General features: G+C 72.5%; 12 protein-coding genes. 10 read left to right on the top strand and 2 right to left on the bottom strand.

Annotated elements, in window-relative coordinates; genetic code table 11:
- The first annotated feature begins 172 nt into the window (after positions 1 to 172).
- From AF1_RS29070 to AF1_RS29040, 7 genes are all read left to right on the top strand, one after another.
- Positions 173 to 1,330 (top strand): steroid 3-ketoacyl-CoA thiolase, encoded by a 1,158-nt coding sequence (locus AF1_RS29070; RefSeq protein ID WP_067806445.1) that lies wholly within the window; start codon positions 173 to 175, stop codon positions 1,328 to 1,330.
- Between the two features lie 75 nt (positions 1,331 to 1,405).
- Complete coding sequence (locus AF1_RS29065) at positions 1,406 to 2,395, top strand: MBL fold metallo-hydrolase (protein WP_067806442.1); 990 nt, start codon at positions 1,406 to 1,408, stop codon at positions 2,393 to 2,395.
- 151 nt (positions 2,396 to 2,546) lie between these two features.
- Entirely contained in the window at positions 2,547 to 3,818 is a 1,272-nt protein-coding gene (locus AF1_RS29060; RefSeq protein WP_067806440.1) for a cytochrome P450, read from the top strand.
- Positions 3,819 to 3,854: 36 nt separating this feature from the next.
- Positions 3,855 to 5,090: a cytochrome P450 gene (locus AF1_RS29055; protein ID WP_067806437.1), complete on the top strand. Its 1,236-nt coding sequence runs from the start codon at positions 3,855 to 3,857 to the stop codon at positions 5,088 to 5,090.
- Between the two features lie 28 nt (positions 5,091 to 5,118).
- Complete coding sequence (locus AF1_RS29050; protein ID WP_067806432.1) at positions 5,119 to 6,399, top strand: glycosyltransferase family 4 protein; 1,281 nt, start codon at positions 5,119 to 5,121, stop codon at positions 6,397 to 6,399.
- Between the two features lie 42 nt (positions 6,400 to 6,441).
- Positions 6,442 to 7,203 (top strand): class I SAM-dependent methyltransferase, encoded by a 762-nt coding sequence (locus AF1_RS29045; protein ID WP_174548907.1) that lies wholly within the window; start codon positions 6,442 to 6,444, stop codon positions 7,201 to 7,203.
- Complete coding sequence (locus AF1_RS29040; RefSeq protein ID WP_067806429.1) at positions 7,193 to 8,308, top strand: glycoside hydrolase family 15 protein; 1,116 nt, start codon at positions 7,193 to 7,195, stop codon at positions 8,306 to 8,308. The genes AF1_RS29045 and AF1_RS29040 overlap by 11 nt, the downstream gene beginning before the upstream one ends.
- A 16-nt stretch (positions 8,309 to 8,324) precedes the next feature.
- On the opposite strand, the gene AF1_RS29035 is transcribed toward AF1_RS29040, so the two are convergent.
- Positions 8,325 to 9,038, bottom strand: coding sequence for a class I SAM-dependent methyltransferase (locus tag AF1_RS29035; protein ID WP_067806426.1), 714 nt, complete (start codon positions 9,036 to 9,038; stop codon positions 8,325 to 8,327).
- Positions 9,039 to 9,193: 155 nt separating this feature from the next.
- Between AF1_RS29035 and AF1_RS29030 the strand changes: the two genes are divergently transcribed.
- The 3 genes from AF1_RS29030 (at position 9,194) to AF1_RS29020 (ending at position 11,608) form a co-directional block, all read left to right on the top strand.
- Positions 9,194 to 9,385: a ferredoxin gene (locus AF1_RS29030; protein ID WP_067806425.1), complete on the top strand. Its 192-nt coding sequence runs from the start codon at positions 9,194 to 9,196 to the stop codon at positions 9,383 to 9,385.
- 60 nt (positions 9,386 to 9,445) lie between these two features.
- Positions 9,446 to 11,293 (top strand): endonuclease/exonuclease/phosphatase family protein, encoded by a 1,848-nt coding sequence (locus AF1_RS29025; RefSeq protein WP_242608925.1) that lies wholly within the window; start codon positions 9,446 to 9,448, stop codon positions 11,291 to 11,293.
- A 129-nt stretch (positions 11,294 to 11,422) separates the two neighbouring features.
- Complete coding sequence (locus AF1_RS29020; RefSeq protein ID WP_067806423.1) at positions 11,423 to 11,608, top strand: hypothetical protein; 186 nt, start codon at positions 11,423 to 11,425, stop codon at positions 11,606 to 11,608.
- 266 nt (positions 11,609 to 11,874) lie between these two features.
- On the opposite strand, the gene AF1_RS35430 is transcribed toward AF1_RS29020, so the two are convergent.
- On the bottom strand, positions 11,875 to 13,009 hold a 1,135-nt coding region (locus AF1_RS35430; RefSeq protein WP_409360256.1), incomplete at its 5' end, for a WD40/YVTN/BNR-like repeat-containing protein.

Below are 13,009 nucleotides of genomic sequence, written 5' to 3'. Positions count from 1 at the left end.
CACATGCCGGACATCACCCGGCTGGGCGAGCCGCGCCGGCTGCGCTCCGCCTGGCTGAACGGCATCAAGGAGCTGCGCGTCCGGTACTGATCCCTCTCACCGGGACCGCCCCTCCCCAGGAAAGTTAGAACACGTTACAGTCAAAGTGAATCGTGTTCTAGAAGGAGTCCACATGGGTACCCCGGTGATCGTCGAGGCGGTGCGCACACCGCTCGGGAAGCGCAACGGATGGCTGGCGGGCCTGAAGCCGATGGCCGTCCTCGCGCACGCGATGAACGCGCTCGTCGAGCGGTCCGGCATCGACGCCGCCGAGGTGGAGCAGGTGTTCGCGGGCTGCGTCACGCAGGCGGGCGAGCAGGGCGGGCACATCGGCCGGTACTCCTGGCTGTACGCGGGGCTGCCGTGGCAGACCGGCGTCACCACCCTCGACGCGCAGTGCGGCTCGTCGCAGCAGGGCGTCCACCTCGCCGCGTCGCAGATCGCCGCCGGCGTGGTGGACGTCGCGATCGGCTGCGGCGTCGAGGTGATGAGCCGCGCACCGCTCGGCACCAACGTCATGCCCGCGAACCCGCGTCCGGACGACTGGTCGCTCGACATGCCGAACCAGTTCGACGCCGCCGAGCGGATCGCCGCCCGCCGCGGCCTCACCCGCGCCGACCTGGACGCGTTCGGCGCCCGCTCGCAGCAGCTCGCCGCCAAGGCGTGGGCGGACGGCCGCTTCGACCGCGAGATCGCGCCCCTCAGCGCGCCCGTCCTGGACGCCGCCGGCGATCCGACCGGGGAAACCCGCGAGGTCACCCGCGACCAGGGGCTGCGCGAGACGACCGCCGACTCGCTCGCCGGCCTCAAGCCGGTCATGCCGGACGCGCTGCACACCGCGGGCACCTCGTCCCAGATCTCCGACGGCGCCGCCGCCGTCCTGCTGATGTCGGAGGAGAAGGCGAAGGCGCTCGGCCTGCGGCCCCGCGCCCGGATCAGGACCCAGGCCCTCGTCGGCGGCGAGCCGTACTACCACCTGGACGGCCCGGTGCAGGCGACCGAGCGCGTCCTCCGGCGGTCCGGCATGACGATGGGCGACATCGACATCACCGAGATCAACGAGGCGTTCGCCTCGATCGTGCTGTCGTGGGCGTCCGTCCACGAGCCCGACATGGACACGGTCAACGTCAACGGCGGCGCCATCGCCATCGGCCACCCCGTCGGGGCCACCGGCGCCCGCCTGATCACCACCGCGCTGCACGAACTGGAGCGCCGCGACGCCGGGACGGCCCTCATCACGATGTGCGCGGGCGGTGCCCTGTCCACCGCGTCCATCCTCGAACGAATCTGACGGGCATTCTGGACAACGGGCCCCGGTCACAGCGGCCGGGGCCTTCGACCATGACAGGCGCGAAAGGCGGTCTCGGTGCAGCCGGAACCAGAGGACCTCGGCGGCGGGCTGTGGAGCGTGCCCGTCCCCATCCCGGACAACCCGCTCGCGTACACGCTCGTATACGCGGTGGAGAGCCCGAAGGGCCCCGTCCTGATCGACGCGGGCTGGCACCACGAGGACGCCTGGACGGCCCTCCGCGACGGCCTCGGCACGTTCGGGATCGACGTGTCGGACGTCCACGGCGTGGTCGTCACGCACTTCCACCCCGACCACTCGGGCCTCGCCGGCCGCGTCCGTGAGACGTCCGGCGCCTGGATCGCCATGCACCACGCGGACGCCGGCATCGTCCGGCTCTTCAACGAGGTCGGGCAGGGTGGCCGCCGCCAGTTCGAGCTGACCGCCCTGCGCCGCGCCGGCGCCGCCGAGTCCGACCTGACCGGCCCGAAGCAGCAGACCCGGGTCGCCCCGCCGGCGATCCCGGACCGCGAACTGTCCGACGGCGACCTCGTCGACGTCCCCGGCCGCCGCCTCCGCGCCATCTGGACGCCCGGCCACTCCCCCGGCCACATCTGCCTGCATCTGGAGGACGGCGACCGCATCTTCACCGGCGACCACGTCCTGCCGCGCATCACCCCGCACATCGGCCTCTACCCCTACGACACCCCGGACGTCGACCCGCTGAGCGACTTCCTCGGCTCCCTCGACAAGGTGTCGGCCATGACCGTGGGCGAGGTCCTGCCCGCCCACCAGTTCCGCTTCAACGGCCTCTCCGCCCGCGCCCGCGAGATCATCGCCCACCACGAGGAACGCCTGGCCGAAGTGGCGGCCCTCCTCTCCCGTACCCCCATCACCCTCTGGGACCTCACGGCGGGCCTCACCTGGCGCCACCCGTGGGCCGGCATGTCCCAGCAGGCCCGCCGCATGGCCGCCGCCGAGGCCGCCGCCCACCTGCGCACCCTGGAGACCCGGGGAACGGCCCGCCGCGAGGGCACCGACGACCCCCTCCGCTACGTCCTGCGCTGACCGCGCGCTCCATCGGGCTTCGCCGACGGCGGACCGGGGCGGGCGGGCTCTTGATGAGACTGCAGTCTCATGCTAGAACGTGTTCTAGGTCTATGAGCCAAGCAAGCGCTCAGTTCAGCGACCGGTCCCGTCCCGGCACGAAGGGTCTTCCATGGCACTCGCGACGTCCGCCGACTCCGCTCACCGGGCCTTCCGCGCGCCCGAGATCGACATCATCGATCCAGGGGTCTACGAGCGCGGGGGCATCCCCCACCGGCAGTTCCAGTGGCTGCGCGACAACGATCCCGTCCACTGGCACCAGGACCCGAACGAGGGCGTCCCCGGCTTCTGGGCCGTCACGCGGCACGAGGACGTGGTGTCGGTGTCGCGGCGCGCCGACCCGTACTCCTCGCACGAGCGGACCGCGATGTTCGAGGAGTTCTCGGCCGACGACATCGCCATGTACGGGCAGATGATGCTGTTCCAGGACCCGCCGGACCACACCCGGCTGCGCGCCATGGTGAACAAGGGGTTCACCCCGCGGATGATCGGCCGGCTGGAGGACCACATCCGGGGGATCTGCAACCGGCTGATCGACGAGGCGGCCCCGCTCGGCGAGTGCGACTTCGTGGAGAAGTTCGCGGCGCCGCTGCCGCTCTACACGATCTGCGAGCTGCTCGGCGCCCCGCTGGAGGACCGGGAGAAGATCTTCCACTGGTCGAACAAGCTGGTCGCGTTCAACGACCCCGAGTTCATCGGGGGGCGCGAGGAGTCGACGCTGTGCGCCGCCGAGTTCGCCGAGTGGGGCGGGCAGCTGGCCGCCGCCCGCGCCTCCACGCCGCGCGACGACATCGTGACCAAGCTGCTCACCCCGGACGCGGACGGCGGCAAGATCAGCCTGGAGGAGTTCCAGCTGTTCATCATCATGCTGTCGATCGCGGGGAACGAGACGACCCGGACGGCCACCGCGGGCGGCATGCTGGCCTTCTTCGAGCGGCCCGACCAGTGGGAGCGGCTGCGCGCCGACCGGAGCCTGCTGCCGAAGGCGGTCGAGGAGATCGTCCGCTGGGTCAGCCCGATCAACCAGTTCCGCCGGACGGCCCTCACCGACACCGAACTGGGCGGCAAGGAGATCAAGGCCGGGGACAAGGTCGTGGTGTTCTACAGTTCCGCCAACCGCGACGAGCGCGTGTTCGAGGACCCCTGCACGTTCGATGTGGGACGCGACCCGAACCCGCACCTCGGCTTCGGCGGCGGAGGCCCGCACTACTGCCTCGGCACGCATCTGGCCCGGCTGAACCTGCGGATCATCTTTGAGACGATCCTGGAGCGGATGCCCGACATCCGGCTGGCCGGCGAACCCCGCCGGCTCCGGTCCAACTTCGTCAACGGCTACAAGGAGATCCCGGTGAGCTTCACGCCATCGGCCCCCCTGGGAGGTTGACGGCGCCGGTCACTCCGGACGAGGAGGTTCGAGGCGATGACCACCGTCCCCGACATCGAGCTGGCCGACCCCGCCGTGTACGAGCGGGGCGGTATCCCGCACGAGCAGCTCGCGTGGCTGCGCGAGCACGATCCGGTGCACCGGCACCACGGCCACCCGGAGCGGGGGTACCCCCCGTTCTGGGCGATCACCCGGCACGAGGACGTCGTGCACGTGTCGCGGCATCCGGAGCTGTTCTCGTCCTGGCGGCGGCTCGCCCTGTTCGACGAGCCGGAAGAGGAGCATCTCGTCCTGCAGCGGATGATGATGCTCAACCAGGACCCGCCGGAGCACACGCGCAAGCGGAGCATCGTCAACCGGGGCTTCACCCCGCGCGCCATCGGCGCGCTGGAGGAGCACATCCGCGGCATCTGCCGGCGGCTGGTGGACGAGACCGCCCGGCGGGGGGACGAGGCCGACTTCGTCCGGGATCTGGCGGCGCCGCTGCCGCTCTATGTGATCTGCGAGCTGCTCGGCGCGCCGCCGGAGGACCGGGAGAAGATCTTCCACTGGTCGAACACGCTGATCGGCGGGGACGATCCGGAGTTCCAGCGGACGCCCGAGGAGGGCCAGGCGGCCGCGGCGGAGCTGTACGCCTACGCCAACGTCCTCGCCGCCGACCGGCGGGAGAACCCGCGCGAGGACATCGTCACCAGGCTGCTCCAGCCGGACGCCGGCGGCGAGGTCCTCACCGGGGACGAGTTCGAGCTGTTCGTCATGCTGCTGGCGGTCGCCGGGAACGAGACGACCCGCAACGCGGCGACCGGCGGAATGCTCGCGCTGCTGGAGCATCCGGAGCAGTGGGCGCGGCTGCGGGCCGACCGGTCGCTGGTGCCGGCGGCGGTGGACGAGATCGTCCGCTGGGTCACCCCGGTCAACCTGTTCCGGCGGACGGCCGTCCGGGACACCGAGATCCGCGGCAAGAAGATCGGCGAGGGCGACAAGGTCGTCGTCTTCTACGCCTCCGCGAACCGCGACGAGACCGTGTTCGCCGACCCGTACGCCTTCGACGTGGGGCGCGCCCCGAACCCGCATCTGGGCTTCGGCGGAGGCGGTCCCCACTTCTGCCTGGGCTCCCACCTCGCCCGACTAGAGCTGAGTGTGCTTTTCGAAACACTCTTGGACGCCATGCCCAATATTGAACTCAGCGGTAACGTTCGCAGGCTAAGGTCTAGTTTCATCAATGGGATAAAGGAGATGCCGGTGCGCGTGCGTCCGGTGTCCCTCGACTGACGGGAGCGGTGCGTGGGCAGGGGATGGCGTGGGTGAGGCGGGCGAGCCGGGAAGTCCGCTGCGTGTGGCGCTGCTCTCCTACCGGAGCAAGCCGCACTGCGGTGGCCAGGGGGTCTACCTCCGGCATCTGAGCCGGGAACTGGTCGATCTCGGGCACACGGTGGAGGTCGTCTCCGGCCAGCCGTACCCCGAGCTGGACCGGGAGGAGATCACCCTCACCAAGATCCCGAGCCTGGACCTGTACCGGGACGAAGACCCGTTCCGCACCCCGGCCCTCGGCGAGTTCCGCGACTGGGTGGACGTCCTGGAGTTCGCGCACATGAAGACGGGCGGCTTCCCCGAGCCGCTGACGTTCAGCCTGCGCGCGCTGCGGCTGCTCAGGCGGCGGCGCCGCGACTTCGACGTCGTCCACGACAACCAGGTCCTCGGGCTCGGCAACCTCGGCATCGCCCGGCTCGGGCTGCCGCTGGTGACGAGCATCCACCACCCGATCAGCGTCGACCGCCGGATCGACATCGAGGCCGCCCGCGGCATCAAGCAGAAGCTCGGCAAGCACCGCTGGTACGGGTTCGTCGCGATGCAGGCGCAGGTGTCGCGGCGGGTCGGGCCGGTGCTGACGGTGTCGGAGTCGTCCAAGGTCGACATCGTCAAGGACTTCAAGGTCGACCCGCGCGACATCGAGATCCTGCCCCTCGGCGTCGACACCCGCGTCTTCCGCCCGCGCGGCGAGCGCGTCCCCGGCCGGATCGTGGCGATGGCCAGCGCGGACGCGCCGATCAAGGGCGTGGACGTGCTGCTGCGCGCCGTCGCCAAGGTCGCCACCGAGCGGGACGTCCACGTGGTCGTCGTCAGCAAGCCGAAGAAGGACGGCCCCACCGACAAGCTCGTGCGGGAGCTGGCGCTCGGCGATCGCGTCACGTTCGTCAGCGGGATCGACGACGGGGAGCTGGGCGAACTGCTGGCGTCCGCGGAGATCGCCGTCGTCCCGTCCCGCTACGAGGGGTTCTCGCTGCCCGCCGTGGAGCACATGGCGTCCGGGACCCCGCTGGTCGCGAGCCGCGCCGGGGCGCTGCCCGAGGTGGTCGGCGACGCGGGAGTCCTCGTCCAGCCCGGGGACGTGGAGGAGCTGGCCGCGACCCTGCACCGCCTGCACGACTCCGCCGAGGAGCGGGCGAGGGCGGGTGCCGCGGGTCTCGCGCGCGTCCAGGAGCGATTCGCCTGGCCGGCCGTGGCGAAGGCCACCGTCGAGCACTACCGGGCGGCCATCGCCCAGCAGAACTACCTGCGGCTGGCCGCGAAGGGCAAGTGAGGGAGCGCCGTCCGGCACCCCCTGTACGGAAGGAGCACGACCCTGCTGACCGTGGATTTCCAGCGGTTCCGCATCACCCCGGGAGACCGCGTCCTCGACATGGGATGCGGCGCCGGACGGCACGCCTTCGAGCTGTACCGCAGGGGTGCGCACGTCGTGGCCTTCGACCAGGACGCGGACGAGTTGGCCGGCGTCGAGACGATGTTCGGGGCGATGCGCCTCGAAGACGAGGTGCCGGCGGACGCCACCGCCGAGACCGTGCGGGGTGACGCGCTCGACCTGCCGTTCCCCGACGACCACTTCGACGCGATCATCGCGTCCGAGGTGCTGGAGCACATCCCCGACGACATGCGGGCGATGCGCGAGCTGCTGCGCGTCCTCAAGCCGGGCGGCAGGCTCGCGGTGACGGTGCCGAGCTGGCTGCCCGAGCGGGTGTGCTGGGCGCTGTCGGAGGACTACCACACCGCCCCCGGCGGGCACGTGCGGATCTACACCCGCGCCGAGCTGGAGGCCAAGCTGAAGTCGGTCGGCTTCAAGGTCGGCGGCCACCACCACGCGCACGGCCTGCACGCCCCGTACTGGTGGATCAAGTGCGCGGTGGGGGTGAACAACGACGGCAACCCGCTCGCCAGGGCCTACCACCAGGTCCTCGTCTGGGACATCATGAAGCGGCCCCTCGCGACGCGGCTCGCCGAGCGCGTGATGAACCCGCTGGTCGGCAAGAGCGTCGTCGTCTACCTCGCCAAGCCCGCGGTGCCGGGCACCCCCGCGGCCCCGGCCAAGGAGACGGCGGATGCGGTCTGAGACCGTCCCGCCCTCGGTCCCCGGAGTCCTGACGCCGGACGACATCGTCGCGACGGCGCGGAGCATCGCGGCGCAGCAGGAGAAGTCCGGCGCGATCCCGTGGTTCGCGCCGACCGGCGGCGTGCCCGGCCATGTGGACGCCTGGAACCACGTCGAGGCGGCGATGGCGCTGACCGCCGCCGGGTTCGGCGCGGAGGCGAGGCGCGCCTACGAGTGGCTGCGGGACGTCCAGCGGCCGGACGGGTCGTGGCCCGCGAAGTGGGTGCTGGGCGAGGTCACCGAGCCGGGCGGGGAGTCCAACCACGCCGCCTACCTCGCGGTCGGCGTCTGGCACGAGCTGCTGGTGACCGGGGACGGGGACTTCGCGCGGCGGATGTGGCCGGCGGTGCGGCGGGCGATCGACTACGTGCTCGGGCTGCAGACCCGGCGCGGGGAGATCATCTGGATCCGGCACGAGGGCGGCGAGCCGTCCGACCACGCGCTGCTGACCGGCTGCTCGTCGATCTACCAGTCGCTGCGCTGCGCGGTCGCGCTGGCCGAGCATCTCGGCGAGCCGCAGCCGGAGTGGGAGCTCGCCGCCGACCAGCTCGGGCACGTGGTGGCCGCGCATCCGGAGGCGTTCGCCGACAAGAGCCGCTGGTCGATGGACTGGTACTACCCGGTGCTGACCGGCCCGCTGCGCGGCGCGGAGGCGGTACGCCGGTTCGACGAGGGCTGGGACACGTTCGTGGTGCCGGACCTCGGCTGCCGCTGCGTGTCGGACCAGCCGTGGGTGACGGCGGCGGAAAGCTGCGAGCTGGTGCTGGCGCTGGACGCGGCCGGTGACCGGGACCGCGCGCTGGAACTGTTCACCACGATCCAGCATCTGCGGCACGAGGACGGCTCGTACTGGACGGGCTGGCAGTTCGAGAACGAGCGCCACTTCCCCGGGGACCGCTCCACCTACACCGCGGCGGCGGTGATCCTCGCGGCGGACGCGCTGGCGGACGCCTCCCCCGGCTCCCGGCTCTTCAAGGAGATCGCGGGCCGGCCGCTGGGGCCGTCGGAGGCGTCCGATCCGCTGGTGTGCGGGTGCGCGCTCGTGGCCGCCGCCAATCGCGGCTGAGGGGCCGCAGAGGGACTTAGGCGCGGGTCAGGGGGTCGGTGTCGCTGACGCGTTCCAGGACGCGCAGCGACCCCTCGGCCCGTCGTTCCTCGAAGGCGCCGCTCGCCAGGGCCCGTAGATAGACGTGGTAGGGCGCCTGCCCGCCGTCCTTGGGGTCGGGGAAGACGTCGTGCACGACAAGGGCTCCGCCGACGGCGACGTGCGGTGCCCAACCCCCGTAGTCGCCTTGCGCGTGCTCTTCGGCATGACCGCCGTCGATGAACAGCAGTGCCAGGGGCGTCCGCCAGAAGGCGGACACGGTGCGGGACTGGCCCACGATGGCGACGACCTCATCCTCAAGGCCGGCGGCAGCGATCGTCTTGCGGAATGTGGGCAGCGTGTCCATCTGGCCGGTGCTGGGGTCGACCAGGGACGGGTCGTGGTACTCCCAGCCCGCCTGGTTCTCCTCCGAGCCGTGGTGGTGGTCGACGGTGACCAGGACCGTTCCCCCCGTCCTGGCCGCGGCCCCCAGGTAGACGGCGGACTTGCCGCAGTAGGTGCCGACCTCCAGCATGGGGCCGGTCCCCGCCAGGCGGGCCCCGTACTCCAGGCCCGTCTCGTACAGCGCAAGGCCCTCGTCGTCCGGCATGAAGCCCTTGGCGGCGCGTGCGGCGCGCAGCAGGTCCCCGGGCATCGCGAGAGCGGAATGGGCGGTCGTCCCCGGGTCGGCGGACGCCTTGGTGTTGGTCATCGATCTCCTCCGTCGGGGCACCCTACTATCAGTGATCCTCGCCATGAGACGTGAGTCTTGCCCGGCTGACTGTAACGTGTTCTACTTCCAGGGTCGGCGCCCGGCCAGAACCGGGTTCGGTAGGTTGGCGGGCGGACTCTGGAACGGAGAAGGCGATGAAAGTAAGCGTCGACCCCCTGGTGTGCGAGGCGAACGCCGTGTGCGTCGGGCTCGCGCCCGAGATCTTCGACCTCAATGACGACGACGAACTCCAGATCCTGCTGCCGGACGTCCCGCCGGAACTGCAGGACCGGGTCCGGCACGCGGTGCGCTCATGCCCGAAGGCCGCGCTGACACTGGAGGAATGACCCCCGCCTCGGCGTATCATCCTTGTCGTCCGGTCGGATCCGAGTCGTCGTGGAGCGCGGGTGGTGCACGGTCTGGGGACGGTCCTGGCCGCGGCGGCGCTTGCCGCGCCCCTGCTCGCGGCGCCGGCCCACGCGGCGGCCCGTCCCGTCCGCATTCACGACATCCAGGGCGCCGCGCACATCTCACCGCTTTACGGTGCCAGGGTCGTCCGGGTACCGGGCGTGGTGACCGCGCTGACCGTCAACGGGTTCTGGATGCAGGACCCCCGCCCCGACAGGAACGCCGCGACGTCCGAGGGCGTCTTCGTCTTCACCCGGACACGGCCGGGCGCCGCGGTCGGCGACTCGGTCCTGGTGGACGGCAAAGTCGGCGAGTTCCGTCCGGGCGGCCCCTCGTCCGGCGGGCTGACCCGCACCGAGATCGGCGCCACCGCGGTCGCCGTCGCCGCGCACGGGACCCCGCTGCCCCCGCCCGCCGCTCTCGGGCCGCGCGGGCGCAGGGCCCCCGGGAACGTGATCGACAGCGGGCACGGGAACGTGGAGCGGGGCGGCGCGTTCGATCCGCGCCGGGACGGCCTCGACTTCTACGAGTCCCTCGAAGGCATGCGGATCGAGATCGACGACGCCGTGGCGGTCGGGCCGGCCCACGACGGCGAACTGCCCGTACTGCCCGCCGGCGGGGCCGGCGCCGGGGCGCGGACCGCGCGCGGCGGCCTCCTGCTCCGCGACCGCGACGCCAACCCCGAGCGGGTCGTCCTCGGCGACGCCCTCGCGCCACTGCCCGGCATGAACGTCGGTGACCGGCTGCCGGGCGCGAACCACGGCGTCCTCGACTACTCCTACGGCGACTACAAGCTGCTGCTCACCGCGACCCCGCGGCACGCCGCCGGCGGCCTGCGCCGCGAGACGACCCGGCCGCAGCGCCCCGGGGAGATGGCCGTCGCCACCGTCGGGCTGGACGGGCTGAACCCCGACGCCCCGCCCGCCCGCTTCACCGCGCTCGCGGACGACATCGTGCACGGCCTGCGCTCCCCCGACCTCGTCGCGGTGAGCGGGCTCGGCGACAACAGCGGCCCGGACGACGACGGAACCGTCGCCGCCGACCAGACCGTCGCACAGCTCATCACCGCGATCAGCGCGGCGGGCGGGCCCGCCTACGACTGGCGCTCGGTGGACCCGCGCGACAACGCCGACGGCGGCGCGAGGGGCGCCAACGACCGGGCCGGGTTCCTGTTCCGCACCGACCGGGGGCTCGCGTTCGTCGACCGTCCCGCGCCGCCGGAGCCGGTCCCGGACGAACCGTCCGCACGGCCCGACCCGGCCGTCACCCCGGTACGGGCCGTCCGGCGCGGCGACACCGCCGGGCTGACGCTCAGCCCCGGCCGGATCATGCCCGGCGACGCCGCCTGGACGGGAACGCACAAGCCGCTCGCCGGGGAGCTGAGCTGGCGGGGCCGCCGCTTCATCGTCGTCGCGAGCCGCTGGTATCCGCGCACCGGCGACGACCAGCCGCTGTTCGGGCGGAACCAGCCGCCGGCCCGGCCCACCGGGTGGCGCCGCGACGCGCAGGCCCGGGTGGTGGCGGGCTTCGTGAACTCCGTCCGGAAGGTGGACGCGAACGCCCGCGTGATCGTCGCGGGCGACCTCAACGACCGCGGGACGTCCGTGCCCGTCCAGACCCTCGCCAAGGGCGCGGGTCTCGGCGACCTGCCCGCCGAACTGCCCGCGGGCGACCGCTACACGGCCGTGTCGGACGGCAACGCCGAGGACCTCGACCACATCCTGCTCAGCCCGTCGCTGCACAGGCGCAAGCACGAGGTCGACATCGTGCACCGCAACGCCGAGTTCGCCGACCGGGCCGGGGACCGCGACCCGACCGTCGTCCGCATCGACATGTCCGGGAAGTAGGCGACTCCCCGAATTTGGGAGCCACCAAAAAGATCGTCAGGACATGGCCCGCAATACCGCCGGTGTTTTCCTCCGAACCGGCCGGGCAACGACGGATCGTCACACCCCCCACTCGGAGGAGACGCCTTCATGGCGACCCGATACCGGCCGCAGGTGAGCCTGGTCGGCCTCATCTACGTCATCATCGGCGTGTTCATCGCCTGGGACCGCGGCTACATCAACCTGGACCTCGTCCGTGAGGTCGGCAGCGCGCTGCTGGCCGTCTTCCTGTGGTTCCTGGTCCTGCTCGGCGTGGACCTCCACATCCACACCTGACCCCCACGACCGGGCACGGGCCGTCCCCTCCATCCCCACCTCGGGACGGCCCGTGTCCTCCAGGAAAGACGCACATCGCGCACCGGCCATAGACCGCACAGGGGCACGAAGGTTACGTTCCGCCCATGACGCGAAAAGACTGTAGTTGCGGACATGGCGGCGGATGCTCGTGCCCGAAGGGCTGCTCCTGCGGCTGCAACGGCTGACACCTGCGCCGCCCCGCGAAGCCCTTGGGCGCCTTTGCGGCGGGGCGGGCGCACATCCCCCTACCTTGGGATGGGGGCACGCCAGAGGATGGGGGTCTCGTCCTTCCATCCCGTGGCCAAGAGGTCGGGGCCCATCGTGGTCAGCACGGTGAGGCGCTGATCGCCGGAGCCCGGCAGGGCGGGGACGTCGAGGCGGCGCCAGGACGTACCGTCGGGGGAAGACAGCACGGTGGTGTTCCCGTTCGCGGTGGCGGTCACGGCGAAGCCCTGCGGGGTGGGCGTGACGGCGGTGGCGGTCAGGCCGGGGCCGAGGGTGCGCTGCGTCCAGGTCGTCCCCGCGTCGGTGGAGACCAGCGCGGTCGCGTTCGCGGCGATCGCCACCAGGACGTTGCCGCGGGCGGCGACGTGGGTGAGCGGTGCGGTGAGGCCGGCGGGCGGCTTGGCGGCCGTCCACGTGGCGCCGTCAGGGGACGTCCAGACGGCGGGCGCCCTGCCCCGGGCGCCGACCGCCACGTACTTCCCGGACGCCGCGGTCACATCGGACGGGGCGCCGTCGAGACCGGCGCGCTTCCATGTCCGCAGGTCGGCGGAGCGCCACGCCACCCGAGACCCGACCACGACATACCCGGACGGTCCCGTCGCGGCGGCCGCCGGCGGCGGACCGGCGGGGAACACCGCCTTCTGCCAGGCCGCCCCGTCCTGCGAGGTCAGTGCCAGCGGGGCGGGCGACGCGCCGGACGCGCGGCCCACGGCCAGCCAGCCGCGGGGGCCGTGCACGACGTCCGCCAGCCGCCCGCCGGTGCCGGGGACCTGGGCGCGGGTCCACTGGCGCCCGTCGGGGGCCGTCCAGATCGCGGCGCCGCCGTTGCTGCCGCCCACCGCGACGGAGAGGGCGGGCCCCGTGGCGAGTGACCTGATCGAGCGTTCGGCGTGGACGGCGCCCGGCACCGTGCGCAGGTCGACACCGTGCAGGTAGGCGTCGTCGCCCCGCCGCCCGGAGATCGCGGGCGCGCCGCCGGCGGCGACCGTCAGCCCGCTGCCGCGCACCGGCGCCGCGACGCCGCCGCCGGGCTGCCACGTCCGGCCGTCGGCGCTGCGCAGGATCACGTGCGCGCCCTTCGCGCCCCGCACGAGCACGGCGAGACCGGACGGCGTCCCGCCGAAGCGCTCGATACCGGAGCCGCCGAACCGGCTC

The organism is Actinomadura formosensis NBRC 14204, assembly GCF_001552155.1.
In the GTDB taxonomy this organism is placed as follows: Bacteria; Actinomycetota; Actinomycetes; order Streptosporangiales; family Streptosporangiaceae; genus Spirillospora; species Spirillospora formosensis.
Note: the sequence above shows the minus strand (reverse complement) of the source record. Positions and strands in the feature narration are given on the sequence as shown.